Origin of the sequence: Bradyrhizobium sp. YCK136 (genome assembly GCF_044570075.1) — a bacterium.
GTDB lineage: Bacteria > Pseudomonadota > Alphaproteobacteria > Rhizobiales > Xanthobacteraceae > Bradyrhizobium > Bradyrhizobium diazoefficiens.
In genome coordinates this window covers 2,811,127-2,837,730 of the sequence record NZ_CP172424.1, presented here as the reverse complement: position 1 = coordinate 2,837,730, position 26,604 = coordinate 2,811,127, and the positions used below count along the sequence as shown (strand labels likewise).

Genomic DNA, 26,604 nt, shown 5'->3' with positions numbered 1-26,604 from the left:
GTCCACTTTACCCCGATGAGCTGACATCGCGAGTGTCAGCTGCAGCAGGATATCGGGTGCCAAGCTTGCGATCGAAGGTTCGTGCCTCTCGCAAGTGGAACCCGAATTGCGCTTGTTCTGTTAGGTATAGGGCGCGCGGCCCCCAACCAGTAAGATTTCCGAGCGAGTCCTATGCCCAAGATCCGCGTTTCAATCCAGGAATTGCAGCGTCGAGCGTTGTTAGAAGTGAGAAAGCAGCCTGGCTGTCATAACGTCCTGGAAATAGCGATCAATCGCGTTACAAAGCACGCTGAAAATAACTGGTCGCTCTGTGTGATCGTAGCGGGCGCGGCAGATGCCAATACCGCCGCGCGCGCCGCGGTTCACGTCCAAACTGTTTTGCGCCGGGACTATGATCTGCTGACGGATTGATCTGCAGTCCATCAAGGGAAGGCGGACATCAAATGGACCGCTAGTGTCCGCTTTGCTGCGCATCACGGACGCAATGCGGACATCGCGCGAGGTCCAAGAAAGGTGCCACTTTCGGACCAAACGACCACCTCGTCGGCATGCGCGGGGAATGCCGCGCATCGTCTGTCTCGGCGGGGCGTGCTGGCAGAATTCCAAGACGCCAGCTTCCAGTAGCTTGTGCGCATCATCGTGCAGAACGCGACGATCGCGGTCCGGGGCATAGTTCGCGCACACTCTTCCGACATCGCCGCGGCGTTTGCCGCGCCCCGGAAATTGGAACTCCCTATGATGTTACCCATACGCATTTTGCAATTGTGCCGCGTAGCGCTGGAATCTAAGTCCTCAATGATCCGGCGAGACAAAAATTCGCCTCGCGATCGCGTGTGTTTGGAGTTCAATTTTTGACATTGAGAGCTTCCGCAGCTGAATTGGATTTCGGGGGCGAAGCGTAGGCGGATTCAAACAAAGTTCGAGGTTGCCGCCCTATGCCGCTCGAAATGCGATGCGGCGGATGGTTCGCGGCGGGCTACAGTGACGCTTTCCAGCGGGATCGGTAACCGACTTTTGGCAGCACTACCGGCGGCGGATCTCGATCTGCTGGCACCCGACCTAGAGATGGTCGCGCTCGATCGGGACTCGGTCGTCTCGCGGGCGGGTGACCAGACCGAGCACGTCCTCTTCCCCCATAGTGGCGCCATTTCTGTGATGATCGACATGGCGAACGGGCAGACGGTCGCCAGCGCCGCAATAGGGCGCGAGGGAGCAGTAGGCACTCTTTCCGTGCTCGGGCCGTCTCCTGCGGCCGTTACCGCCATCGTTCGTGCCGCGGGCACCGCCTCGCGGATCCCCGCATCGCGATTCCACGCCGCTTTCAGCCGGAGCCCCGCGATCCGTCACGCAGTCCAGATTCACTTCAAGGCGATGCTGATACAGCTACAAATCGGCGGGGCCTGCAATGCGCTGCATCCGGTCCAAGCCCGCATGGCGCGCTGGCTGCTCCATCTTCGCGACCGCGTCGACCACGATGTCCTCCCGCTCACCCAGGAGGCGCTTTCGCAAATACTGGGTGTGCGACGAACGACGGTGACGCTCCTGATGCGGAATCTGCGCGCTTCCGGAGCGATCATATCTGAACGGCGAGGCGAGATCGAGATCAACCCTTCGCGGCTCGCAGCGCTGGCGTGCGAATGCCGCGACACCATGCATCTCGAAATCGAGGGGATCTTCTCTATGAATGCAACCCAATCTCGCGTTTTGGTTCTGCCGACGCAGTAAATGAAACGGGCGATGTAGCCGCTTCGGCGCGGCCGGTGAAGTCGGCGAAGACGGTGCTGGATAGCGGATCCTTCGGGCCGATCAGGCCGCCGCCCCATGCCTTGAGCGGGACCTCCCACCTAATGTCCGTTGCGGGGTCAATAGCGTCGGTTTGGCGCTCGGTTACGAACTTCCGGTCTGCCCCTATGAACCGACATGTGGTTGTGCCGCGTCAACGGAAGCGATCGGCCAGAACCGGAAATAGGTCCTGCTATTGCAAACATCTCAATATTTGAGTGCCTCCTGATCGCATCGATCACTACGCCCTTCGGGCCTAGCGGCCGATGGTTCAGTTACGCCCCGTGTCGCGGTGCACTCGCGCTGCTCCGATGCAGGAATGAAGACGAGCTTCTCATTCCTGAAATCAAACGCTCCGAAATAGGTCCAAGTGTCGGAAGGTGTTCCGTTCCAAAGGGTCTCGATGGTGCGCCTCTTTGGATCAACGATGTAGTCGTCATAGGTTGGCCCCAAAACGGCGACCCGTCCGTCATTGATGAGGTAGACGCTCGTTCTGGGCCAGTGCGTCCAATCAAAGGCGGACAGGTGCTGTCTGACCACACCTGCGGAGTTTCTTACGACGAGGTAGCGCCCCGAGTCGGAGCTCCAGTGCAAGTAAAATTCAAGTCCGAGTGTGGCTTCCAAATCAGCAAGCTCGATCTCTGCAGCTTTGGTGGGGATAAGCATCGATCTGACGACGTACCAGGAAGCAGGAATACACAGTGCCAAGATCGGCACCGTGATCAGCACGAGAGCGACTAGCGATAGACGAGCTTCCGTCCGCTGCACTCGCGCGAGGATCAATATCAACAGAACGGCAATGCCAACTGCGCTGACAATCACAATTGAGGCGGACTGTTCCTCGAGGATTAAGGCTCCCGCGTTCCCGAGATTGATTTGGAAACTCATTGCCTGCATCGAAATGCCAGAGGTCCACTTGGTTGCATAATGCCAATATATCAACCCTTCGCGGCGTGGAATGCTCAATTTTTAAGGATCGGACGATGTCCGCTAATGGGATGGTCCGGCCGTGCTCCTGCCCCGCCAGCGATAAGCTGGCCAGGGGCGCCAAGACAAGGAGCACGCCATGTCCCAGACACCCAGTACCGCGATCGCCGTGATCGGCATCGATATCGGCAAAAACTCGTTCCACGTCGTGGGCCACGATACGCGCGGCACCGTCGTGCTGCGGCAAAAGTGGTCGCGTGGCCAGGTCGAGGCGCGGCTCGCCAATATGCCGCCTTGCCTGATCGGCATGGAAGCCTGCGTCGGCGCACATCATTTGAGCCGCAAACTCGCATCGTTAGGTCACGATGCCAGGTTGATGCCGGCCAAATATGTCCGCCCTTATAGCAAAGGACCGAAGAACGACTTCAATGACGCCGAAGCGATTGCCGAAGCCGTGCAGCGCCCGACGATGAAGTTCGTGGCGACCAAGACCGCGGAGCAACTGGATCTGCAGGCGCTGCATCGGGTGCGCGAGCGGCTGGTGTCGCAACGCACCGGCATCATCAACCAGATTCGCGCCTTCATGCTGGAACGCGGGATCGCGGTGCGCCAGGGTATCGGCTTCCTGCGCACAGAACTGCCCACCATCCTTGCGACGCGCACCGATGCCCTGTCGCCACGCATGTTGTGTGTCATCGAGGAGTTGGCAGGCGACTGGCGTCGGCTGGATCAGCGCATCGATAGCCTCTCCGGCGAGATCGAAGCACTGGCCCGTCAAGATCAGGCATGTTCGCGCCTGATGACGGTGCCTGGCATCGGGCCGATCATTTCGAGCGCCATGGTGGCCGCGATCGGCACTGGAGACGTCTTCTCCAAAGGCCGTGACTTCGGCGCCTGGCTCGGGCTGGTGCCCAAGCAGATCTCGACGGGAGACCGCACGATCCTCGGCAAAATCTCAAGGCGCGGCAATCGCTACCTCCGCGTTCTGTTCGTCCAGGCGGCATGGGTGGTGCTGGTCAGGATCAAGAACTGGGAACGTTACGGACTCAGATCCTGGATCGAAGCCGCCAAGAAGCGATTGCACCACAACGTGCTGGCGATCGCACTCGCCAACAAGCTTGCCCGCATCGCCTGGGCGGTGCTGGCTAAAGGACGCGCCTTCGAGCTGACAAGGACCAACGATGCAGGCGTCCGACCCGCTTGATCGTCGCGCCGTGCTCGGCGCGGTCAAGGCGCGGCCTGGCAACGCCGGAGCCAGCCGCAAGCAAAGCGCAACGGCCGGCCTTGACCGCCCGTGCGCGCGACGCGACGCACGTCCTGCGGGCCGGGACGAAGGAACGGCCCCTGGCTCGAACACAGGAACTGCGAGGTAGGAGGAGCAAGCGATGACGTAACCCCATCAACAGGTTCCAGCCGAGGTCTGCGAGAGGATGAGACGAGATGGAGGTTCGGTCTTCCCGGCGCATGCGAACACTGGTGACCCAAATGGCCCAATCGAGGCCTGTCCGCTAATGAGAACGCACGCGCGCTGATATCCATGATGGCCCGGAGAAAATGCTCCAATCAAAGGCCGGATACATTGATGCAAGACCACACCACCTGATCGACGAACCTCTTGCTACGCACGGCCGGACCATACATGAACTCAGAGTGAGCAAAGTCAGTCCGCTCTACCCCACCAAGCGGACCTCAATGAAACGTGTCGCCACTTCGCTCATGGGCCACTAGCTGAAATTGGATCAATCATCGCTAGGTGTCGGCTACGTGCGCTGTAGCGGGCCGAAGGTCGAGCTGGTGTGTCGGCGCGAACGCACACTGGCCTACAGTAGAGGTGCGGAGTCATCAGAAAGACGATTGATCACCGCAAGTGCTCCATCAACGAACGCTTGGCACTCCGCGTGGGTCTTGAAAGTGCCCTTGTACTTCCCCATCAGGAAGACGGTTCGTCCATGGCCCTTTCCGAAGAAGTATTGGCCTACATCTCTCCCGTCTTCGTCCTTGAGCGCAACACTGTCGACGCTTTGGGCTGCCTTGAGATCGGTCATAGGAAGCTTAATCTGCATTAAATACCCCGTGGACTCGCGGCCCGAGAACGCTTCCTAAAGTTAAGGTCACGCTTCCCGAATGATTCTGCCGAGCCCCTGATCTAACAAAAAAAGCCCGGCTAAAGGGTTGCCGGGAGTACCCCGTTAGCGCCATTGGCTGACCGCCTCCCAAAGCATACCCTCCGGCCCTCTACACGGGTAGGGGGGCATCATTATGCGTCTGGTGATTATCGCTTTTGGCCTGCTCATGGCCGGACCCGCGCTGGCTCAGCCGCCGGAAATCCTTGAACCAAAGGACACGATCGATCTGGCGGTCGGGGAATCCAGAACGCTGGTATTTGAAAAGCCGTTCAAAGACCCCACGGTCGTTACCCACGGCACGGCAGAACTGATACCGCAGACCGACCGGAAACTTACCGTATCCGGACTCGCCCCTGGTCGCACCCTGATGATTGTCAACCAGCCCGGCGAGGAGCCGTATATGGCGGCCATCAACGTCACGCCGTCTAGCGGACATCTCATCAAGCTCTACGGGACGGGCGGCAAGGATTACATCGGCTGGTATTGCAGTGAAACCGGGTGCGGGCGCGCGGACCTCGACAAGAAGCTGGCGAACGGCGGGCGCGACCCGGATGAACCATCTGCTGAATCTGTCACAGTGACAAGGCCCACGCAGGACGGCGGCACGGTGTCGACAACCAAGCAATATGGGCGGTAGCGGTCCCTCGGGGACAGCGCACCTGATCCAGTCGTCGAAGTCAGCTATGGGGTCAAAAGCGGCGGTCGGGCGTTCGCATGCGGCAGGTCCGATCTACCTTTCATAGCGGGCCTACTTACGCCCGCGACGCCAACTATCCGTGCGCCGATTCGATCCCCAATAGAGTTCACGCAATAGCCGGGACGCCGCACAAGCCCCTCTCGCGAGGGCCAAATCCGCCGTAGCGCTGAGCCTCGTGATGGAAGGCATGATCCGTAAATTTCCCAAGTGTTGGCAACTAGGCGCGCTGGTTAACTCGGCAGGTTCTGAGCGCCGTACCCATGAAAGCACCGAAGCCAAAGCAATGGGCCCAGCAGGAGCTCCGACGATTGATTAGGCTGGCGCGGCAGGGAGTTGGCGCGTCAAAGAGAGCCGCCGAGCTGGGCCGCCACGCCGGATCAGTTAGGCGGATGGCCCGAACGGTTGGAATACTGGTGAAGAAGTAGCCGTCGCACGCGCTGGTCTGATGAACGAGGCGCTCGCGTGCGGTGCCTTGTAACCCAAAGCCTCGGCTGATCTCCCGCACAAGCCTGATCGCAGCATCAGTGCTGCGGCCATAGAAGAGCGCCCGATCAAATTGCGAAAAATGCTTATTCCAAATAGCGCGATGGCAATGCCCTTGAACATGCTCGTGGACCGGGTTTGAACGATTTAGTCAAAGTTCAAAATGGCCCCAGCCGCAGGATGGGGGCAAACAGCCAGGGCCGGCATTCCCATTCCAAATGCCGCAAATCGGCGGTGAGCGGCACTTTATATTTCAGGCACACAGAAGCTAACGAACTATTTCGCAGGAGTCTTTCGCCGGGGCACTCATCTCACAAGGGCCGCTTCCGATTGCGTGGTACTCCGCTCTCCGGTTGGCTGAAGTGATGGGCCAACTGAGCATTGTTCGAAATAATCGAGGCGCGCATCATTGGCCAAATGCTCCCAAAACTCAGCTTCGGCGAGCAGTTTCCAACTTCGATCAGGGTGATGCGCGGCGGTCTGACGGCACAGCGATGCCATTGCGCGCAGGCGACTTACAGTATCCACCACTACTCCTCCCATTATTTTGTTTTTTGCACCCTATTTTCTATTTTTGCGTCGGAGTCATTATAATTATTACGCAGAACCAATTTTTACTTCTCGAAGCGCGATTCGGCTTTCGTTACGCTTCAAATCGCGTCCCGAAAACAACGGGCGCAATCCGGCGCTTCTCATTCGCGCTCAATTGTCGAGCGGCGGCCAAAGGTGGTTGTCGAGCATGCCGCATATGCAGTGCAAAGGCCTCGTTATGGCCCGTAATTCTACGGAGATTGCGCATCCGTAGCGTTTGGCATCTACTTCAGATTGTTATTATGGCGATTAGCTTTTCAGGCGAGAGGTAATGAGCGTTAAAGCCATGATGGCGACGATCCTCCGTAAGCGACGTTCGCGTCCCATTCGCAAAGGTTTGGCGTGGGGATTGCAGTCTGTTGATCAACGTGTTTGCAAATCGTTGGCGGGGGGTATGGAGGCGGCAACGACGGAGAATTACGAGGTGCGGCCGAACGACCAGGGCAGGAGCTCGTCGATCCGGGACTGCGGGTGACCGGTTGCGATCGCTTTGAGCGTCGCTTTCATCCAGACGTAGGGCTCCACGCTGTTGATTTTGCAGGTGGCGATGAGCGAAGCTATGCGCGCCCATGAACGACCACCTTCGTCGTGACCAGCAAATAAACTATTTTTACGCGTCAGAGTCAGCGGCCTGATTTGATTTTCGACGGGATTGGTGTCCATCTCAACGCAACCATCGTCGAGAAACAAGGTGAGGCCATCCCAATGGTTCAGGAGATAGGCGATCGCCTTGCCCATCTCGCTGCCCGGCGACAGGCGAGCGGCTTGCTCGCGCAGAAACCTCTCGAGTTCAGCGACGAGCGGCCGTGATCGCTCGTTACGGGTCGTTTGCCGAGCCGGGGCGTCGGCGCCACGGATCTCCTTCTCGATCGCATAGAGTGCGGCGATGCGCGCGAGAACGGCTTCGGCGATGGGTGAGCCGGCTTTCGGAGTCGCTGCGATGATCTTGCGCCTTGAGTGGGACCAACATGCGGCCAGCCGCAGCGGCACGCCGCCTTTGCGCTTGGGCCGTGCGAGCCGATGATAGCCCTGGTATCCGTCGACCTGAAGGATGCCGTCGAAGCCCTCGAGGATGCGCTCAGCATGGTCACCACCGCGTCCTGGCGCGTAGTGGTAGACCACGATTGGTGGATCAGCGCCGCCGTGGCCGCGATCGTCGCGCAGGACAGCCCACAGATAGCCGGTCTTCGTTCGGCCCCGGCCCGGATCGAGCACAGGCGCCCTGGTCTCGTCTATGAACAAGCGGCCCGATTGCTTCATCACGACGCTCATGCGCTCGACCAGCGGCGCGAGGTGGAAGGCGACCGTTCCCATCCAGTCTGCCAGAACGGCGCGATCGATGAAGATGCCATGCCGAGCCAGAACCTGCGACTGACGATAGAGTGGCATGTGCTCGCTGAACTTGGCGACCGCCACCTGCGCCAGCAGCGCCTCGGTGGGGATGCCACCCTCCACGAGATGGGCGGGCGCCGGCGCCTGAGCAACACCGGTGCAGCCCTTTGCGCAGGCGTAGCGCGGTCGCACCGTCTCGATCACACGATACTGGGCGGCCATGACATCGAGACGGCGGGAGCGATCCTCGCCGATCTGGACCATCCGGCCGCAGCCGCAGGGACACTCGAGGTTCTCGGGTTCGATCACCTGCTCGATGCGCGGCAGGTGCGCGGGAAAGGCACGGGCAGCGCGCCTGGTCCGGCGGCTGGACGGCGCCGTGCCGGCGCGGCGCGCACGATCGTCCTGGCGTTCCTGGACTTCGGCGATGGCAATCTCGATGTCCTCGAGAACCAGTTGCATCTGATCGGGATTGAACTTCTCCGAGCGTTTACCGAAACGTGCGCGCTCGTACTCCTTCACGAGCAGTTCGAGGCGTTCGACGCTCTCTTTGGACGCAGCCAGTTCACTCTCGACATGAAGGCGCGCCGAGCATTCATCGTCTGCGCGACGACGCTCGGCTTCAATCATCGCTTCCTGCGCGCGGAAGAGCGCGCGCAAATCGGCGGGCAGCGCTGCAAGACGGGCGGGATCAATGGGGGACGGCGGCACATCCGCAAGCTATCATCCCAAAGCCCCGCGCGAAACAGGTTGTCGGGTCTGAGTCAGTTCGCCGCAGCTGGCGTCGCGACAATCCGTTCGCCCACTCGCTTCCAGTTCATTGAGGAATGTCCCTGATAGTGAGTCTGACGAATCATTTCCGGAGGTGGTCGAGGTTCGGGACCCCCACCATCCTTTGTGGGGGCGCTCATATCGAGTGATTAGGAAGATCGGTCAGCGAGGCCGAGGCATTCCCGCTTCGTATGAAGTTGAGTATCGCGCAGGAAGCAGTCTTCTGATTCAAGCAACCGCAATCGAATATTATGAGCAAGAGGCAAATCAGATTAAGCTGAGTATGGAGGCTCTACTCGAGCTTTTATCGACAGCGGATTGTCCCGACGCACATGAGCATGGATCCAGCCGATCTTTGGTCGACGCTGACGCCCGCGCTCCGACGCCAGATCGTCGAAGACGTCGCCGCAATTTTGGCGGAGATCCCTCATGAAGTCCGAGCTGGTCACACCAAGCCACTTGGCGCGCAAAGCCGTAGTCTACATCCGGCAGTCGACGCCCCATCAGGTCGTAAGCAATCAGGAGAGCCTGCGCCTTCAATACGCGCTTCGCCAGCGCGCCCGCGAACTCGGATGGCGTGAGGCGGCCATCGACGTGATTGATGCCGATCTCGGGTTGAGCGGCGCGTCTATAGCACAGCGTAACGGCTTCAAGGAACTCGTTGGCCGTGTTGGCCTGAGTGAAGTGGGACTCATCCTGTCGATCGACGTGACCCGCTTGGCGCGTAATTGTACCGACTGGTATCCGCTCCTGGATATCTGTGGTCTACGTGGCTGCCTGATCGCCGACCGCGATGGTGTCTATGATCCGGGCACTCCCAACGGACGGTTGCTTCTCGGGCTGAAGGGTTCGATCTCCGAGCTTGAGCTACATACGATCCGCAGCCGGCTGACCGCCGGCCTGCTGGCCAAAGCCGAACGCGGCGAACTTGCGGTTATGCTGCCAATCGGGCTGATGCGGGACCCGAGCGGTGTGGTCGTTAAGGATCCCGACATGGCCGTGCAAGGGCGGCTCGGTCTCGTCTTCCAGTTATTCCTGCAGCTGCGCAGCGTTGCCAAGGTCATGCGAGCGTTGAACGAGCGTGACCTGGAACTGCCGCGTCGTGATCGATATGGCGATTTGTGCTGGACGCGCGCGACGCTGGCTGCCGTCGCGGCGATCTTGAAGAACCCCGCATACGCGGGCGCCTTTGTCTATGGACGAACCCGCTTCCGGCCGCCGAAGCGGGAGGGGGCCCTGCCACAAAAGGCTCCGCGGCCGATGGAGGAGTGGCGGATCGTCGTTAAAGATCGATATCCAGCCTATATCGACTGGCCAATTTATGAAAAAATCCGATCCGTCATCAGAGATAACCGAGCCGAATACATGCGCATCAAAACCCGCGGCGCGCCTCGCAATGGCGAGCTCCTGCTCCACGGCATTGCCTGGTGCGCACGATGTGGCCATAAGATGTACGTCCGCTACAAGGGCGGCGGCGAATATGTATGCAATCACCTGCGTACCCAGGAAGGTCAGCCAACCTGCCAACACATCCGCGCCGCCCATATCGATGCAGCCGTTGGCGACGCATTCCTAACCGCACTAGCGCCGGCCGAACTCGATGCCTTGTCGCGCTCCCGCCGGGTGCAGCAGCAGACGAACAATGCGCTACGCTCCAGTGCAGAACGAGAGCTCGAGCGCAAGCGATACACGGCGGCGCTCGCCGAACGGCAGTTCAACCGAGCTGATCCAGATAATCGGTTGGTCGCCTCGGAACTCGAGCGTCGATGGGAAGCGGCGCTAAACGACGTGCGCGCCGCCGAAGAGGCGCTTGCCCGACAGACGCCGCCCAAAGCCATCACACAAGTGGCCATAAGCAAGGAGCTCAACGACAAGGTCATCAGCCTCACCGGCCGCCTCCCGCAGATATGGGGTGACGAGACTATCTCGGATGCGCATCGCAAGGCGTTGTTGCGATGTCTCATCGAAAAGGTCGTTCTCGACCGCGGTGAGCGCGACTTGGCCCTGGCTAGGATCGTCTGGCGGGGAGGCGCCGTGACGGAGCTCGAAGTGAAGATGAGCGTCAACTCCGTCACCAGATTGACGCGAGGCACAGAGATGCGGGAACGCCTTCTGACGCTCGCTCGCGACGGCGTCCCAGACGACAAGATCGCCACAATCCTTACTCGGGAAGGTCACCGCTCTCCCCGTTGCGCCGATAAGGTGCTGCCTATCACCGTTGGGCGGCTCCGTCGTGCCGCCGCCATCAAGGTAACTGCCCAGCGCAGCCGATGGGAGCATGACGACTCATACCTCAGCCCGCCCGAACTGGCCCGAAGGCTCGAGATTCCAGTAAACTGGCTCTATGTTCAGATCCGAACCAAGCGTTTGCTAATTGATCGCCAGCCCAGCGGCGCCTATCTCTTCCCGAATACACCATCCGTTCTTCACGCCATCGGAGACCTTCGAAACCACGTCATCGCGCAACTTGATCTAAGAATCTGTCAGCCTAACAAGGAGGGGCATCAACATTGAACTGCACGCGCGTCAGATGCATGACGCCGTCGCTGATCTGCGGCCACTCGAAACGACCATCGCGGCCAAGGCGCTTGTAGACCAAAACGAGGCCCGTGCCGTCCCATAGCAAAATCTTCAGCCGGTCGGCGCGCTTCGAACGAAAAACCACGATCAGGCCCGAATGCGGATCGAGCCCAAGCGTGTTTTGCACAAGACCGGCCAGCGCGTCGTGCCCGCACCGGAAGTCAACAGGACGCACAGCAAGCACAATCCGCAGTCCCTGCGCCGGAATGATCATGCGCCGCGCTCGATCGCAGTCACGATCTCCGCGATCCGCACCGCCGACACGTCCGCATCCAGGCGGACCGAAACCTTGCCAATCGTAATCTCGACGGGCCCCTCGCTCTTGCCTGACGCCACTGGATCGCTCAGCTCGATCGACACGAAATCCGCCGCGTCGTCCGTGACCAATGCGAGCCGGCCAGCACGCGCCAATCTGCGCCACGTCGTCAACTGCTGGGCCTTCACACCATAACGCCGTGCGACATCACATACCCGGGCGTCGGGCTTCATGCTCTCGAAAACAGCGCGCCCCTTGATCTCCGCAGACCATAACCGGCCTCCAGAACGCGTCCGGCGCGTAAGCTTCCCCACAAAGCCAGCAGCTTCGGCTTCCTCCCCCGATTGTTCCATCGCCTTCAGTCTCCTCTCGGCTCTCTGACAAGCCAAGGATCGCAGAGCGAAAGCCGAAGCGAAACCAGTCAATCAAATGGGAGAAAAGCTCCGCTTACGATCCTCCAGAACCAACTGGCATTGCGCGGCGTGCATTCACTGACGCCATCTGACTGTGAAGAGATCGTGGAGCAGTTGGTCGAACAGCTTAGAGAGCTGGAGCTTAGCTTGGCTGCTCGCGAATTGGCTGGCAAGCAAGAGCCGAAGTAGCGTGATCGAAGGCTAACACCGCCGATGCGGTTGGTCAGTCACGGCGACGCAATGGTATTGCTCGCCACCATGAAATACACTTCAGCTCGCCCTTTAGCCAATCCGGAAAACGCCGCTCCCAAGCTGGTTGAGATCGCCAGCGGCATCCAATCCGTTCAGGACGGGCGCGTCTTGGTGCAACCACATCACACCACTTTGCGAACTCGCCACCGCGCAGGCCTCTGCCCGGTCGAATACAAGACAACCAACAATCAAACAAAGCGCGCAAAGCCCTGTGGTCTACCGCGACAACCGGACGATTTCAGAGCCGGTCTGTGCTTCGCGTTCGGGCCAGAAGAGACTTATGCATTGAGCAGATTGCGAGTTGAATGACAGCGCCCCATTCATCGCACTTTCGTGCCGTGGAGGAGCTGTTCGCAGGACCAACCTCACATTGGCCTATGACTTGTTCGATCGCCTCGTTTCGAAAACGGCGTCAGCGTGGGAAAGCAGGAAATACTTCGAAACGAAATGTCAGGCAGCACGCTGCCATTCTCCCCGTCACCGGTGACATAGGGCCGGTTTAGAAGGAAGCCTCCGTTGCCGAGAGCTGCCTCGGGTGTTGGGGTATTTTTAGTCGGCGAGCTACTTCCCTCCTGACTCTTGTTTCAGGCTCATGTACGTGATGAACCGTATGAGGTCAGCGTCAGCCGCGGCGTAGACTGTGCAAGGTAATTTCCGGCGGGCAATTGATGCGCACGGGAACGACGCTCGAGCCCGCACCAACGGAAGTATAGCCGGTCATATCTCTGTACTGCCAAGGCCCAGCCCCCATCCGTCTTGGTAGCACCGCCTCGAGCTTGATGGGAATGGATCCGGGGAGACAAATCTGACCGCCGTGGGTGTGTCCGCTCAGCATCAGATCAAAGTTGGCATGCGCAGCCTGACGATAGACCTCCGGTGTGTGAGACAACAAGATCGAGAACTCACCGCGGGGTATCGAGAGAGCGGCCTTTTCGATGTTGTCCACTCTGAAGAAATGTGCATCGTCGATTCCCGCCAGATAGATCCGTTGGTCCTTGCGAACGATTGTTTCGCATTCGTTGAGCAGCACGCGAATGCCCATAGCTTCAAGCCCTGGGACCATTTGAATCGTATCGTGGTTGCCGAGCACCGCATAGATTGGCTGTTTCAGATGAGTTGCCACTCGCGCGACGCCATCCAGCGCGGGCTGGAACGGCCCAACAGTCCGCCCCCGATAATCGCCAGTAAGGACACACACATCGTACTGCATGCTGCCAACCAGCTCGATGAGCCTGCTCATGGCAACTTCATTCATATCCACGTGAAGGTCGCTAATGTGCAGAATGGTGAAGCCCTCAAAGAGGGGCGGTAATGTCTTAAACCTCATTTCGTTTCGTTTGACGAGAATGCGTCCTGCGTTCTGTCGTGCACGCCAGTAGAGCCCTGTTGCCTTCAGAACATTTCGAATGATCCACTCGGCCCAAGATGAGTTTTCAAGGTGAAAAAATGTGAGGCCCTGGCCAAATACCTGAGCTTCGTGATCTCGTTCAATCCCCAATCGCTGCCGGGCGTGGAGCGGCCCGAGACGGATCTCGAGTTTGTGCAGAATGTCTTCGTCCACCAGCTAGTCCTTTCGAACGGCCTCCGGGCAGATATGGCGAATTCTCATGAGGCCAAGGTCAACCCGACAGTGGCTAATTCCCACGCTTCCATTGAATGTCGCGCTGGGTCATTTGGCTCGTGCACTGCAGCAAACTGCATCGCTATTCGATCACGTCGGCGCAGCCGAGCAGCGACGGCTTCAAGGATGAGCAACTATAAGCTAAGCTGAAGAAATGCAACTTCTGCATATTCTGCAATTATTAGTTTTAATGACGTTAGCGAACGGCGCACCGATCGTTGCAAAGAAGATTTTTGGCCCACGTTTTTCCTTTCCGCTGGATACCGGCACCGTATTTTTTGATGGGAGGCCGTTGTTTGGGCCATCGAAAACCATCCGCGGTATTTTGATTTCAGTCCTCATCACGACAGCAAGCGCCCCGCTTATCGGTCTGGATCTGACGATCGGTGCAATCGTAGCGGGCGCGACTATGGCGGGCGATTTGTTCTCCAGTTTCGTGAAGCGCCGCCTAAACTACCCGCCGAGCAGCCAGGCGCTCGGGCTCGAGAGCTGGCCCCGGTTGTTTGGACAGCGCCCCGCTGGATTTAAGTGGATTCCTGCCGGGTTATGCTGAACGCGGGGCTTTACGGTTTTGTCGTTGCGTCGGGAGGGCGTAGCCCGACCAGAGCGACGACAAAACCGTCGGCGACGGTCATGCGGCCATCACCATAGCTTGCGTGCCGAAGTAAGCCTCGTCGGGCGTGCGCCCGTCAAGGCTCGAGTGAGGGCGTCCCTGATTGTAGAAGGCCAGATACTTGGCAATTGACGCTCGCGCCTCGGACACGCTGTCGTAGGCGCGGAGATAAACTTCTTCGTATTTGACCGTGCGCCAGAGCCGCTCGACAAACACGTTGTCGCGCCAGGCGCCCTTGCCGTCCATGCTGATGGCGATCTTCGCGTCCAGCAGCACATCGGTGAACTCGAGGCTGGTGAACTGGCTGCCCTGATCCGTGTTGAAAATCTCGGGCCTGCCGTGCTTCGCCAACGCCTCCTGGACCGCTTCGACGCAGAAGGCCGCCTCCATTGTGATCGAGACGCGATGGGCCAGGACCCGTCGGCTGAACACATCGACGACCGCCGCGAGATAGACGAAGCCACGCCGCATCGGAATGTAGGTGATGTCCATTGCCCACGCATGGTCGGGCCGCTCGATCTTCAATCCGCGCAACAGGTACGGGTAGATCTTGTGACCCGGAGCCGGCTTGCTCGTGTTCGGGCGACGATAGACCGCCTCGATCCGCATGCGCTTCATCAGCGTCGCGATGTGGCGGCGACCGGCGTATACGCCCTCCCGCCGCAGCAACGATCGCAGCATACGCGCTCCCGCGAAGGGATAATCGAGATGCAGCTCATCGAGCCGACGCATCAAGGCAAGGTCCTCGGCCGAAACTGGCCGAGGTTCATAGTAGACCGTGCTGCGAGCCAGCTTCAGGACCTTCGCCTGGCGCACGATAGAAAGATCATGATCGCGGTCGATCATCGCTTTGCGCTCAGCAGGCCCGCCTTGGTGAGCGCGCCGGACAAAAAATCGTTTTCCAACGCCAGCTCGCCGATCTTGGCATGTAACGCCTTCAAATCGACCGGCGTCTCGGCCGATGTCTTGTCATGCCCAAACACGCCGGCGGCGCCTTCCAGGAGCTGGTTTTTCCAGATCGTGATCTGGTTCGGATGAACATCAAACAGCTGCGCCAGCTCCGCCAGTGTCTTGTCGCCTTTGACCGCAGCCAAAGCAACCTTCGCCTTGAATGCCGGAGAATGCGTCCGGCGGCTCTTCTTCGTCATCTTCGCTCCTGATTCGCAGCAAGAATCCTCGCCGCTGTCAGGCAGAAAATCCACTCAAGCTACTGTCCGAATTTGCGGGGCCAGCTCTCTCGATCAGGTTCCCGAATCCCTATTTCCGATGCTGGCATGCCGCGACGCGCTTTCATTGACGATCGCAGACATAGCGCTTGGCATCGGGATCTTTTTTATCGGCGCGCTACTTCTGTCTCGTTTTCTATTCCGAGCCCACCTGCGCGACGAACCATATTAGCCCCCGTTAGCCCGAACGAAGGCAGTGCAAGGTGATTTCTGGTGGACAGTTGAGACGAACAGGAACGACGCTCGATCCAGCCACCACAGAGGTGTAACCAGCCATGTCGTGATACCGCCAAGCTCCTGCCCCCATCCGTCGAGGCAATACTGCATCAAGTATGATCGGAATAGATCCTGGCAGACAGATCTGCCCACCGTGCGTATGCCCGCTCAGCAACAACTTAAAATCGGCATGAGCCGCCTGACGATAGATCTCCGGTGTATGTGACAATAAAATGGAGAACTCGCCATACGGGATTTGCAATGCAGCCTTTTCGATATCGTCGGCCTTGAAGCAGTGGGCGTCATCGATCCCGGCTAGATAGATTTGCTGATCGCCGCGCACAATCGCCTCACTCTCGTTGAGCAGCATACGTATTCCCATGGCCTCCAGCCCCGGAACCATTTGGATGGTATCATGGTCGCCCAGAACTCCATAAACGGGCTCCTTTAGATGAGCTCGCAGTCGTGCGACGCCGTTCAAGGTTGCCTCGAACGGTCCAAAGTTCTTCCCCCGATAGTCGCCGGTTAGAACACATAGATCGTAGCGCATGTCGCCGACGAGTTCGATCAGGCGCTGCATGGCAGCTTCATTCATGTCCACATGCATGTCGCTAAGGTGGAGTATGGTGAAGCCGTCGAAAAGCGGTGGCAACTCCTTGAATATAACATCATTGCGTTTGACGAGAATGCTTCCTGTATTTCGGTGTCCCCGCCAGTAGAGACCGGTCAGCTTAAGTGCAGTTCGAATGACCGAATGGACTGGATACCAGCTCCTTATGTGAAAGGAGAGGAGGCCTCGGCCGAAGATTTGTGCCTCGTGGTCCGTCTCGATACCCAATCGCTGTCTGGCATGGAGCGGTCCGAGACGCTCCTCCAATTTGCGCAAGATCACTTCGTCCATGGAACAACTTCCTCCGAAATCGGCTCGACCTTCCATAGACTTGCGGTACCGGCGCACGGTTTCACGCTGCCTTGAGCAGGCCTCGGTTAATATAGTCACCGAGATGGCAAAGCCTGGCTCTCCTTTCCGCGCAATAGACATCGTGAATTCATAAGCCATCAGCTCCGGTCCGCTTTGGTTTACCAGATCCCTTAAGCCTTCTCGTCCGCGAGCATGCAATGGTGGCTGCAGATCGGGGACAAATCCCGACAGGGAAGCGCCAGGGTCAGGCCGCATGGCGGCCTGGCCCGCCATCTCTGAAATGCAATGCCTACAAAACAACGCCACAAACGTCAAAACGCAAGAAATCAAAAGCGCGCTCGTTGCCATCCTCCTCGGCACCGACGCTATCGGTGCCACGCGAAACCTGATTAATATGGTCGCAGTATCCGTCGTCTCGGGCACAGTTCTGCTCGGGCTTCTTGCTGCCAAGCATTTTTGACGAGCAGCAATCGCGTATGCTTTGTTATGGCAGAACTCTGCCTTTGGGCGACTAGTCGCGTTCTCATCTTGACCGGACTGCTTGGGCTGCCACTATCGAGGTGGGGTTAACCCCTTCATTTTTACAGAAAATAATTGCGACTACGCCCGTCGGGAGATGGACGATGACCGAAGAAAGAATTGCTCGTCTACGGCCCCATAAGAACAACATCGATCGGTATCGGCGCTTGCTCAAGACCAAGTTGAGTGAGGTTGAACGGCAATACCTCGAAAAGAGGCTTTCCGAAGAACAAGCTGCAATGAGAATACATTTGAGCGCGGCTGAGCCGCCACCGATTATGGTCGCCCCGAAATGACCACCTCCGCTCGAATACGATCTTACGTTAGCCACACCACGATCTGCGCCGCGGGCAAGTCGTCCCGCTGCATACATACGGCTCGGCACGCCCCTCTTTAATCACGATCTGAGCCGCGTCGCGCCCGGCGACCGTTAGCACTCCGCAAAGGCGCCCGTAATTGCAGAGCTTTGTACCCTCCAGAGCCGGTTTGCATGCGCAAGCGACGCGGCTTAAGCGCGCATCGCTCGTTGCGATGAGAGCTTTCAGCCAATGAGTAGCGGCATCCGCTCTTTTCCGCTCGTCGTCGCAACGAACCAGATCGCCCGTTTCTGGAGTGTTAAAGCCGACAAGACGGTAGGTCCTACCTTCAATCCTTACGGTCTCGCCGTCGATCACCTCGATTGCTTGAGATACTCCGTCATAGCGCGGTGTCGCGCGAGGCGTATCTGGCCAGGCCAAGAACTTTGCGACGGCAACAAACGCGAAAACGCTCGCGGCTGACGCGCCTAAGATTGTGAGCCAGCCTAGGAATGTGCGGCGGCTTCGAAAGGGAATCACGGTCATTGTTTGCCATGCTGATCGGGGCCTCTGCAAGAAATTCTGGCCGTCTCTTCTCTGATAGCTAGATAAGAAACCGCCCCTGCTTTGAGTACCTCTTAATGGTACGCGCACGGTCTACCGTTTGTGCGCCACGAGCGGCATGATGGCGGCACAGTACGCCTTGAGGTAACGACCATGGCCAACGACCGCCTCGTGGAGCCGCCGCCGATCCCCCGCATCCGCAAAATCGGCATCGTCGGGACTGCACTCCTCTTGCTCGTGCCAATGGGCGCCTCCAGCGATCTTGGCGCGGGAGCGCGCATTTCTGAAGGGTTCGGACCGTTCGAGAAATCAGCGAATGAGCGCGTCGCGCATGCCTTCGATGAGTTTAAGGATCTCACATCTATCCCTGACGAGCTGAAGACTGCACTGGCGTCGCTGAGCGAGAGCTTTCAGAGCCCGAAGAAACCGCAGGTTCAGGCTGAAGGCAATGAATGACCTGATCTGAAGGCTGCTACCGTTCGCACATCAGATGCCTTGGAAGAAGTGGCCCATTGGACGACTCGGGACAGCTGAAACGTCCGCTACGCGCGCGTACTGCGATTGCCGCATCTAACTCAGAAGCAGACATCGGATTTCACCTTTCGCGAGTCTGAGAAGGGCCCAATAGGCGACCTCGGATTAACTTCCGAACATGCCCGCGGCAGCGATCTTGAATACTGTACCGTCGTTGGACACCGCTCCTTGCGCCACCTTCGGTCGTGCCAAACACGTTTCCGGAAGCGTCGCGTATCAATGTTCCTGTCGGCCTTCCGCCATCGGCGGATCCCGTAAAACAATGCAGCACGACCTCACGCCAGCCTGTCGGTGTAGGGACCAATTTGAAGACCGTGCCAAAACCGTTCATATCGGGCTTGTCGCCCCCGGATTTGGTCGTGCCGTAAAGTGCGCCGGATTCCCCGACAACGAGCCGACTGTTCGGGACCTGGCCATCGCCAACTTCGCGCTTGAAATGATAGAGCACCTGTTCGGACCACTCGCCGCTGACAGATGGCGTCAGCGAAAACCCGACACCCCCGCCAAATTTGCCGCCGCCGCCTGTCGTGCCATACAGCGTTCCGCCAGTGCCAAAGGTCAGTCCCGCCATTGGTAGGCATCCACCAAAGCAATTTGAACCATCCAACTGCCGAAATGTTTGGATCACCGATTCCTCCCATCCGTGATCAGTTGGAGTGAGTTTGAAGACGGTGCCAAGCCCATCCTTCCCGCCGCCGCTCGTCGTGCCGTAAAGTACGCCTGTACGGTCCATCGCAAGACCACCGTTCGGATAGGCCCCGTCGTTGTCACCGGCAGAACGATGGAGGACCGTCATCGTCCATCCCTCCTGGCCGGGACTCAGCTTGAAGACGATGCCGGCATCCGCTCCGCCCTGGCCTGTTGTCGTGCCATAGAGCGATCCAGAAGTATCGGGGATGAGTTCAGGACGCGCAGTCCCAGAGCATCACGCCATACAAGTGGGGGTTCACCCAAACGAAGAGCGCTAGAGTCCCAAGTGTCAGACCTTCCAAGTAGGCAGTTATGTGCTGGTGTGGACGGCCTCTCATCCCCACGGTTCTATGGCGCTGTCAGCGTCACAACTAGATGAGAGGAAAGTCTGATGAATCTTCCTGTTCGCATCGGTATGGACACTTCCAAGTCGGTTTTCCAGCTTCATGGTGTTGATGAGAATGAGGTGGTGGTGGTCCGCCGCCAGTTCCGGCGAGCCGAGATGATCCGCTACTTCGAGCGGCTTCCACCGGTTCTCGTCGCCATCGAGTCCTGCGGCAGCTCGCATCATTGGGCGCGCCTGCTGCAGTCGTTCGGTCACGAGGTGAAGCTGATCCCCCCTCAGTACGTGAAGGCTTACGTGAAGCGCGGCAAGAACGACGCGGCCGATGCCGAAGCGCTGTGCGAGGCGGTCACCCGGCCGAGTATGCGGTTTGTACCGATCAAATCGAGGGAACGGCAGGCGGCCTGCATGTTAATGACTGTGCGGGAACGCCTGGTCAGCGTGAAGTCGCAGCTTTCCAATGCTTTCAGGAGCTATGCGGCTGAATTTGGCATCGTCGGCCCCGCCGGTCGGCAGAATGTCGCGCAACTTATCAAACGGGTACTCGAGGATGACAGCTTGCCGGAAATGGCAAAGGATCTCTTCCGACTCCAAGCAGAGGAATATGCCGCGGTCGAAGCCCGCCTGGCAAAGATCGAAGCCAAGCTGATGAGGTGGCACCGCGACGATGATGTCAGCAGGCGGATCGCGACGATTCCCGGCGTCGGTCCGATTGGGTCGTCCATGCTAAGCATGAAAGCGCCGCCGCCCGAGACCTTCAGATCGGGTCGCGACTTTGCGGCGTGGCTCGGGCTGACACCTAAGGATCATTCAACTGGCGGCCGGCAAAGGCTTGGCGGCATTACAAAGGCTGGAGATTCTATACTGCGATCGACGTTGATCGTCGGTGCGACCGCACTGCTGAGGCATATTCGAAAGGGCCGTCATAAGCCCACACCATGGCTCGCTTCGCTGCTCGAGCGAAAGCCGCCAAAGTTGGTCGCGGTGGCCTTGGCCAACAAGTTTGCCCGCATCGCTTGGCGCTTGATGATATCGGGCGGCGTGTACAAGCAGCCGGTAGCCGTCATGCCGACTTGATCTGAAATCGGCCCGCGAGCAGGTTGCTCGGCGGATTGCCCACGAACTTGCAGGACGCAGTAGATGGAAGGACCGATCGGTCGATACGCGCGAGCTTCCGAAGATTACACTGGCAACAAGAATGTCGCCCATGTGCTTGGAGCGCGCGTAGCGAACACCATCTCGGCCAGCGGGCTTTGTCCGCGCAAACAGGCCGGACATCTGATAGCAAGCGATCTGGCCAAAAGTCTGCTACAATCCTGACAAGTGGGGGGCCGTCCACATCTGCAATCTCTATTCGATCGCCACCAACCAGGCCGCGATCGCCGACCTCTTCCGAATCGTCCGCCGTTATGAAGGCAACCTGCCGCCGATGCCGGGCGTGTTTCCGGATTACCCTGCGCCAGTCATCCGGGACGTAGGCAACGGCGAACGCGAACTGGTGATGATGCGATGGGGCATGCCGCCGCCGCCGCGCACTGGTGGCCCGCCTGTGACCAACATTCGCAACACCTCGTCACCGCATTAGCGCTTGACTCAAGCCGGAGCGCCGCTGCCTCGTGCCGGTTAATAGCTTTGCCGAATATGCGCCGGAGCCCAATCAGGAGACGAAGAAGAAAGATGTCGTGTGGCTTGCACTCGCCGAGGCACGACCGCTGTTCGCGTTCGCCGGCATCTGGACGACCTTCAACGGTGACCGCGGCACGAAGTCAAAGCCGATTCCCGGACCGCATCAGGTCTATGGCTTCCTCACCACGACGCCGAACGCGATCGTCGAGCCGATTCATCCGAAGGCGATGCCGGTGATACTAACTACAAACGAGGAGCGCGACGTTTGGCGGGCGCGGTGGGATGAAGCCAAGGCGCTGCAACGGCCCCTCCCCGACGAGCGGTTAACGATCGTGGCTCGCGGAGCCGATAAGGAAGATGTGGCGGCTATTGGTGTGGGATAGCTGGCCCAAGTGCAGATCGCCGGCCCCGCCTCGATGGCAGCGAGCGCGGCAGTATTGGAGCAACGGGTGATATGCGGGAACATTGGCCGCGGACGTCCCTACTCCTCCGCCAGCTTCCGCTCGATATAAGCGTCCACCGTTTCGGCAAACGAGCGCTGCACGCCGACCGCGAGGTCGTGCTGGTCGAGCGCATCGCGCTGGAGCACACGCAGGCCGCGCCCGCGGGCGCTGACCGGCGCCGTGTTCAGATATTGATCGATGGCGCCCTTGGCGATCGGGATGGCCTTCGGATCTCCCCTTGCGATCAGGAGCCGCAAGAGGCTCTGGCATTCGGCCAAGCCGGGCATGGGATCAGCGCCTTCAGCCTTGCTGTGATTTCGGCTTCGGCCGCTTGACCGGCTGGGTGTGGGTGCCGAACAGCGCCAACAGGAACGCGACTTCTTCCTTCGAACCGATCTGGATCATGATTGTCTCCTTTGGTTGGTCGAGGCCGACGGAAAAGGAGTTCAGGACAATCGGGTTTCAGGATTGTTTCAGGCGTGTTTCGTCGGGGCCGCCACGTTGCAGATGGCCGCCTGGAGACAAAGCGGAACATCCGCACCGTCGGCCACCACGTCCGCCAAGGACCACGGGCGGAAGTAGTCGGCGACCCGGCAGCCGTGTATGCTGGTTGTTTTCGCTTTGGAGAATTGCCATGACCGCCAATACTCCTGAACAGCTGCCGCCGCACATCCAATTGATCCAAATGGGAGCGGCGGCTACTTCAAGAACCGTTTGCGTCGCTGCAAAGTTGGGACTAGCCGATCAGCTCGCATCTGGGCCGAAGAGCGCTTCGGAACTAGCTGGTCCGATGCAGGTGCATGCACCGTCACTGCATCGATTGATGCGCACTCTAGCGAGCCTGGGCATCCTGACAGAGCAATCGGCGCAGCGTTTTGCGTTGACTACCTTGGGCGAGGCTCTGAAGACCGGTGCGCCGGGCTCTGCAAGATCGTCCCTGCTTGTTTTCGGGAGTGCCTGGCAGCGCGGTGCTTGGGATTATATGGAATACTCTGTTCAAACGGGCAAACCAGGCTTTGACAAAGCGCACGGTATGCCATTTTTCGAATATCTCGCACATCATCCAGAGCAGGCATCGCTATTTAGCGAGACAATGATCGGCCTCCATAATCAGGAACCTCCTGCCGTCGCTGCTGCATATGGATTTTCGGCTTTCAAGACCATCGTTGACGTTGGCGGTGCGACCGGCAACATGCTGGCCACTGTGCTTTCCCGTCATGATGGACCGCGCGGCATCCTGTTCGATCGTCCGCATGTCGTGACTGACGCGCCGGCATTGCTAACTGCCCGGGGTGTAAGCGACCGGGTGACGATAGTGCCTGGTGATTTTTTCCAGAGCGTCCCTGCCGGGGCGGACGCCTACATTCTTTCGCACATCATTCATGACTGGGACGAGGACCAGTGTCTCACGATCCTTGGCCACGTCCGCAAGGCAATGCCCCCCGACGCACGGCTGCTTGTCGTCGAAATGGTTCTTCCATCCGGCGATGCAGCTCATCAGGGAAAGATGCTCGATATGGCAATGCTGGTGCTGCTGGGAGGGCAGGAAAGAACGGAGTCCGAGTATGCATCACTTCTTGGCAAAGCCGGTCTTCGCCTGACGAGGGTCGTGCCCACCAATTCAGCGGCAAGCATCCTCGAAGCAGTGGTGGCTTGAGCGAGAGACGTTTGACGGATGTCCGCTGTGGGTCTTGGTCGTGTAAAAACACCGTTCCCTGGGGAAGTCGGTGAGAAGCTAGGACCGGCTTGGTCTCAGGCTACGATCGCAGCCATCAGCTGCTTGCTCCCGACGATGTTCAAGACTCGCGTCAGATTATAGGCCAGGACCGAGAGTGCCATCTCGGCGGCTACTTTTGGGAGGGTTTTGGTGAGGAAGTGTGTCGCTCCCATGCGAGCCTTCATCGTGCCGAACGGATGCTCGACTGTCTCGCGACGCTGTCGCATGGCCTGTGGGTTTGCATCGAGTCGCTGCTGCACCGCCTCGAGCAGATGCTCATGCTCCCATCGCGTAATCCGCCGCTCTGGCCCGGTCGTACATTGCGATTTGAGCGAACAATTTTGACAGACTGTGGTCCAGTAACGCCGCAGCATCTTGCCGTCTTCTTCGTTTGTGTAGCGATACGGCAGTCGCTCCCCAGCTGGACCGCGATAGGCGTCCTCCCCTGGCAAATACGCAAAGTCCTGCTTACCGAAGCGCCCCTCGGATTTGGCGCCAGACGTCTGCGGCTTAGGCAGCGTTACCGTGATGCCGGCCTCGTGGCACGCGAGAATCTCCGGGCTGTTGAAGTAGCCGCGATCGGCTACAGCTTCGAGTGTCTCGGTCTTTAGAACAGCCTTCGCCTGCTTGGCCATATTGGTGAGTTGTGCCCGATCTGAACCGCTGTTCGTCACCTCGTGCGTCACGATCAAATGATGTTCGGTGTCGACGGCGACCTGCACGTTGTAACCGACGACGCCGGAGCCGCGGCCGCTGGTTGCCATCGAGCGGCTGTCGGGATCAGTTAGGGAGATTTGCTGATCCAGCGAAGCAAGCATCCGCTTCTCGTAGACAGCAAGCTTGCCCATTTCCTCCTTCAGCTTCGTCAGCTTCTCGGTCAGCCTCGTCACCTTGGCGGCCAGCGCCTCCGCCGGCTCCTGCCGGTCGGCCACGTCAAGTTGGCTCAGATAGCGCGCAACGCTCTCCTCCAGCCGGGCTCGCCGCCGCTCCACCTTCGCCCGCGTGAAGTTCTTGTTCCCGGTTGTTCGCCGCGTTGAATTTGCTGCCATCGATGGCGACGCTCGATGTCGCGAGGAGACCCATTTCACGGCAGAGTTCGACGAAGCGTGCACATACCTTGCGCCAAGCCATTGTCTTTGCGGAAGTCCGCGATCGTCTTGTGATCGGGAGTGAGCCGGCCCAGCAGCCACATGGCCTCGACATTGCGTCCGGCCTCTCGTTCGAGCCGTCGGCTCGACTGCACCCGGTTCAGATAGCCGTAGATGTAAAGCTTCAGGAGAACCGAGGGATGGTATGATGGCCGAGCGGTCGCCGCCGGCTCCACTCCCTCGAAGCTTAACTCGGCCAAATCGAGCGCATCGACGAATACGTCGATCACGCGAACAGGGTTGCTCTCGTCAATGAAATCATCGAGGCATTCGGGCAATGCGTCCGCTGCCCACGATCCGCCTGCTCAACGAAGCGTCTCATCAGCTTCCCCCGCAGAATCACGAGGGAATCATAGCAAAGCAGCGGCGTTTTCACACAGCCAGGGTCAAAAGCTGGCGTCGCAGTCGCAGCGGCTAAGTCCGCAAGGGTGAGAAGCGGCCATGCGGAGCTCTCTGGAAATGCCCGATGCTGCCATCATGCCAGTGTTTTACCCGACGGAGCGCCAAGGCTGAAAGCTTCATGAAAACACTCAAGGCCGAACAGATTAACGGCAAAGCCTTTGCCGACCTCAGCGACGCCCGCCGCCACATCAACAGCTTCATCGCGGAGGTCTACAACAAGGAGCGCCTCCACTCGGCGCTCGGATATCAGTCGCCTCTTGAGTTCGAAACCGCGTTCGCGCAAAACAACGTGCGGTAACGCGCGTGACAACCCCACTGTCACTGTAATTATCGTGTCTCACTTCAGGGGTGCAGTCCAGCACTGTCACCGTAATCACAGGAGCGGACCATCTGACCTAAATCATGAACAGAAGAAGAGCCCAGCTGTGGTGGGCTAGGCTCTCGTTCAGCGATTGATGGCCGCCTCAACACCATCTTTACGGCGACATCGGGTTCAGGATCACTTGATTTCCCAGGACGTGTTGTGCGGGATGTCCATCGCAAAATAGTCGCCAGAGCCAGCCAACGCAGGCATAGCTATGCACGCAAATGGTTCGCTTCCGGTGATGCCCTTATACTTACCGGTGCCGCCGGTGATGATATGCGTTCCACAATCCATCTTCGGCTGGGCCTTGTCGAGGTCTCGAGTATCGAAGGTCGAGAAAATCTTGTCGCCGTCGCTGTCGGCGAGCACGCAAGCTCCGTCAATGTATTTCTTGTCTCCGGACGCGACGTTCAGCGCCACGCAGCGTGCTGACATCTTGTCCAGCATCTTCTCCCCCTTCATGTTTTGAGTGGTCCCGACCGCCTCCAGCGTAGTGGCCTTGCCGAGTTCGGCGGTGTCAATGCTCATCAAGGGCCGAAAAATAAAGTGCGTCACATAAGGAGTAGTCCCCTTCTTTTCAATCGGCTCTCCCGCGACAGAGGCGGGGGCAAAGGACACGAGCGCTGCAGCAAAGGCCGTTGCTTTGGTGAGTCTCATCGCTGCGGTGAATGTGGGGACTCTGCGCACGCTGATGAAGTTCATGAGTGCCTCCTTAGATCAAGCGGCGGTTCAGGTCTCCGCCGTGAACTGCCGCGAGTTGAAATCGACCTGCGTATGCTTTCTCCTGTCAAATCGAGTTGCACGCCGGCGCCGAGCGTCAACGTGATCATGCTTTCATGATGCTTCGCCTTGGACTGACGAAGTGGGGATGGTGGCTCCAATCATCGGTTTTGACCTCAATACAAGGCTCAGCCGAACGACCTGGAATATGAACATAATAGCATGGAACGCGGCGGACGTCAGCGTCATGCCCAGAAAACGCAGCGCGCACCGTCAGCTATCCTGACCGAATGCGCTATGCAAAATGCAATTTCTCCGGCTGTCCGAACGAAGCACGGTGCACATGGCCGCAGCGACTCTGTGCCGCTCTTCATGCTTTGCGTCGTTCCGCTTGCAACTCAGGAGGTGAGCATTGAGCGACGTCGATTTC

The 26,604-nt window shown here is 58.9% G+C and carries 23 protein-coding genes and 3 pseudogenes; 13 read left to right on the top strand and 13 right to left on the bottom strand.

All coding sequences use genetic code 11. The features are described from left to right. Positions 1–171: 171 nt before the first annotated feature. Both ACFLEY_RS13340 and ACFLEY_RS13335 read left to right on the top strand, forming a co-directional pair. Positions 172–411 carry a hypothetical protein gene (locus ACFLEY_RS13340; protein WP_162603685.1) on the top strand — a complete coding sequence of 80 codons (240 nt, stop codon included), beginning with the start codon at positions 172–174 and terminating at the stop codon, positions 409–411. Positions 412–981: 570 nt separating this feature from the next. Next, positions 982–1,725 carry a Crp/Fnr family transcriptional regulator gene (locus ACFLEY_RS13335; RefSeq protein WP_060908339.1) on the top strand — a complete coding sequence of 248 codons (744 nt, stop codon included), beginning with the start codon at positions 982–984 and terminating at the stop codon, positions 1,723–1,725. Between the two features lie 264 nt (positions 1,726–1,989). Here the strand turns inward: ACFLEY_RS13335 and ACFLEY_RS13330 are convergent, their stop codons facing one another. Next, complete coding sequence (locus ACFLEY_RS13330; RefSeq protein ID WP_171901111.1) at positions 1,990–2,748, bottom strand: hypothetical protein; 759 nt, start codon at positions 2,746–2,748, stop codon at positions 1,990–1,992. Positions 2,749–2,848: 100 nt separating this feature from the next. On the opposite strand from ACFLEY_RS13330, the gene ACFLEY_RS13325 reads away from it, so the two are divergent. Next, positions 2,849–3,913: an IS110-like element ISBj4 family transposase gene (locus tag ACFLEY_RS13325; protein WP_060908341.1), complete on the top strand. Its 1,065-nt coding sequence runs from the start codon at positions 2,849–2,851 to the stop codon at positions 3,911–3,913. 616 nt (positions 3,914–4,529) lie between these two features. Here ACFLEY_RS13325 and ACFLEY_RS13320 read toward each other — a convergent pair. Next, complete coding sequence (locus ACFLEY_RS13320) at positions 4,530–4,754, bottom strand: hypothetical protein (protein ID WP_244647628.1); 225 nt, start codon at positions 4,752–4,754, stop codon at positions 4,530–4,532. Positions 4,755–4,968: 214 nt separating this feature from the next. Here ACFLEY_RS13320 and ACFLEY_RS13315 point away from each other — a divergent pair, with 214 nt between their 5' ends. Further along, positions 4,969–5,472 carry a pilus assembly protein N-terminal domain-containing protein gene (locus ACFLEY_RS13315; RefSeq protein WP_060908343.1) on the top strand — a complete coding sequence of 168 codons (504 nt, stop codon included), beginning with the start codon at positions 4,969–4,971 and terminating at the stop codon, positions 5,470–5,472. Between the two features lie 1,551 nt (positions 5,473–7,023). Here the strand turns inward: ACFLEY_RS13315 and tnpC are convergent. Beyond that, positions 7,024–8,568: an IS66 family transposase gene (gene tnpC / locus ACFLEY_RS13310; protein ID WP_224517700.1), complete on the bottom strand. Its 1,545-nt coding sequence runs from the start codon at positions 8,566–8,568 to the stop codon at positions 7,024–7,026. A 570-nt stretch (positions 8,569–9,138) separates the two neighbouring features. Here tnpC and ACFLEY_RS13305 point away from each other — a divergent pair. Beyond that, complete coding sequence (locus ACFLEY_RS13305; protein WP_396604299.1) at positions 9,139–11,223, top strand: recombinase family protein; 2,085 nt, start codon at positions 9,139–9,141, stop codon at positions 11,221–11,223. Here ACFLEY_RS13305 and tnpB read toward each other — a convergent pair. From tnpB to ACFLEY_RS13290, 3 genes are all read right to left on the bottom strand, one after another. Then, positions 11,198–11,503 (bottom strand): IS66 family insertion sequence element accessory protein TnpB, encoded by a 306-nt coding sequence (gene tnpB / locus ACFLEY_RS13300; RefSeq protein ID WP_396604300.1) that lies wholly within the window; start codon positions 11,501–11,503, stop codon positions 11,198–11,200. The two genes, ACFLEY_RS13305 and tnpB, sit on opposite strands and share 26 nt — an antisense overlap. After that, positions 11,500–11,898: a transposase gene (locus ACFLEY_RS13295; protein WP_082757112.1), complete on the bottom strand. Its 399-nt coding sequence runs from the start codon at positions 11,896–11,898 to the stop codon at positions 11,500–11,502. The genes tnpB and ACFLEY_RS13295 overlap by 4 nt, the downstream gene beginning before the upstream one ends. Before the next feature lie 934 nt (positions 11,899–12,832). Continuing rightward, positions 12,833–13,771 (bottom strand): metallophosphoesterase, encoded by a 939-nt coding sequence (locus ACFLEY_RS13290; RefSeq protein WP_097532616.1) that lies wholly within the window; start codon positions 13,769–13,771, stop codon positions 12,833–12,835. 214 nt (positions 13,772–13,985) lie between these two features. Here ACFLEY_RS13290 and ACFLEY_RS13285 point away from each other — a divergent pair, with 214 nt between their 5' ends. Further along, positions 13,986–14,384 carry a CDP-archaeol synthase gene (locus ACFLEY_RS13285; protein WP_211434592.1) on the top strand — a complete coding sequence of 133 codons (399 nt, stop codon included), beginning with the start codon at positions 13,986–13,988 and terminating at the stop codon, positions 14,382–14,384. 78 nt (positions 14,385–14,462) lie between these two features. On the opposite strand, the gene ACFLEY_RS13280 is transcribed toward ACFLEY_RS13285, so the two are convergent. Both ACFLEY_RS13280 and ACFLEY_RS13275 read right to left on the bottom strand, forming a co-directional pair. Next, a protein-coding gene (locus ACFLEY_RS13280) for an IS3-like element ISRj2 family transposase (RefSeq protein ID WP_085967151.1) occupies positions 14,463–15,592 on the bottom strand; the annotation gives its coding sequence in 2 pieces (ribosomal slippage) (positions 14,463–15,340 and positions 15,340–15,592; 1,131 coding nt in all). A gap of 256 nt (positions 15,593–15,848) precedes the next feature. Further along, on the bottom strand, positions 15,849–16,787 hold the full coding sequence (locus ACFLEY_RS13275) for a metallophosphoesterase (protein ID WP_211434543.1): 939 nt from the start codon (positions 16,785–16,787) through the stop codon (positions 15,849–15,851). A 274-nt stretch (positions 16,788–17,061) separates the two neighbouring features. Here ACFLEY_RS13275 and ACFLEY_RS13270 point away from each other — a divergent pair, with 274 nt between their 5' ends. The 3 genes from ACFLEY_RS13270 (at position 17,062) to ACFLEY_RS13260 (ending at position 18,643) form a co-directional block, all read left to right on the top strand. Further along, a complete protein-coding gene (locus tag ACFLEY_RS13270; protein ID WP_060908345.1) occupies positions 17,062–17,268 on the top strand; it encodes a hypothetical protein in 207 nt (68 codons plus the stop codon). 163 nt (positions 17,269–17,431) lie between these two features. Next, complete coding sequence (locus tag ACFLEY_RS13265) at positions 17,432–17,623, top strand: hypothetical protein (RefSeq protein ID WP_082755303.1); 192 nt, start codon at positions 17,432–17,434, stop codon at positions 17,621–17,623. 717 nt (positions 17,624–18,340) lie between these two features. Beyond that, positions 18,341–18,643, top strand: coding sequence for a hypothetical protein (locus ACFLEY_RS13260; protein WP_060908346.1), 303 nt, complete (start codon positions 18,341–18,343; stop codon positions 18,641–18,643). Positions 18,644–18,782: 139 nt separating this feature from the next. Here ACFLEY_RS13260 and ACFLEY_RS13255 read toward each other — a convergent pair whose 3' ends face one another. Together ACFLEY_RS13255 and ACFLEY_RS13250 are read right to left on the bottom strand one after the other, a co-directional pair. Then, positions 18,783–19,517, bottom strand: a complete 735-nt coding sequence (locus ACFLEY_RS13255; protein WP_129557357.1) for a choice-of-anchor tandem repeat GloVer-containing protein — start codon at positions 19,515–19,517, stop codon at positions 18,783–18,785. A gap of 39 nt (positions 19,518–19,556) precedes the next feature. Continuing rightward, positions 19,557–19,619 (bottom strand): annotated as a pseudogene (locus tag ACFLEY_RS13250) (hypothetical protein); the annotation flags it as partial. Between the two features lie 183 nt (positions 19,620–19,802). Between ACFLEY_RS13250 and ACFLEY_RS13245 the strand changes: the two are divergent. Continuing rightward, the gene (locus ACFLEY_RS13245; RefSeq protein WP_060908347.1) at positions 19,803–20,831 is read left to right on the top strand and encodes an IS110 family transposase; all 1,029 of its coding nucleotides are present in this window, start codon (positions 19,803–19,805) and stop codon (positions 20,829–20,831) included. 262 nt (positions 20,832–21,093) lie between these two features. Next, positions 21,094–21,763, top strand: a pseudogene (locus ACFLEY_RS13240) (SOS response-associated peptidase). Positions 21,764–21,861: 98 nt separating this feature from the next. Here ACFLEY_RS13240 and ACFLEY_RS13235 read toward each other — a convergent pair. Next, positions 21,862–22,110, bottom strand: a complete 249-nt coding sequence (locus ACFLEY_RS13235) for a hypothetical protein (protein ID WP_027545907.1) — start codon at positions 22,108–22,110, stop codon at positions 21,862–21,864. A 347-nt stretch (positions 22,111–22,457) separates the two neighbouring features. On the opposite strand from ACFLEY_RS13235, the gene ACFLEY_RS13230 reads away from it, so the two are divergent. Further along, a complete protein-coding gene (locus ACFLEY_RS13230) occupies positions 22,458–23,480 on the top strand; it encodes a methyltransferase (protein ID WP_060908348.1) in 1,023 nt (340 codons plus the stop codon). 95 nt (positions 23,481–23,575) lie between these two features. On the opposite strand, the pseudogene ACFLEY_RS13225 reads toward ACFLEY_RS13230, so the two are convergent. Continuing rightward, a pseudogene (locus ACFLEY_RS13225) lies at positions 23,576–25,010 on the bottom strand (IS1182 family transposase). 144 nt (positions 25,011–25,154) lie between these two features. On the opposite strand from ACFLEY_RS13225, the gene ACFLEY_RS13220 reads away from it, so the two are divergent. Continuing rightward, the gene (locus ACFLEY_RS13220; RefSeq protein ID WP_060908349.1) at positions 25,155–25,388 is read left to right on the top strand and encodes an integrase core domain-containing protein; all 234 of its coding nucleotides are present in this window, start codon (positions 25,155–25,157) and stop codon (positions 25,386–25,388) included. 201 nt (positions 25,389–25,589) lie between these two features. Here the strand turns inward: ACFLEY_RS13220 and ACFLEY_RS13215 are convergent, their stop codons facing one another. Further along, a complete protein-coding gene (locus ACFLEY_RS13215) occupies positions 25,590–26,156 on the bottom strand; it encodes a hypothetical protein (RefSeq protein ID WP_060908350.1) in 567 nt (188 codons plus the stop codon). Positions 26,157–26,604 lie beyond the last annotated feature (448 nt).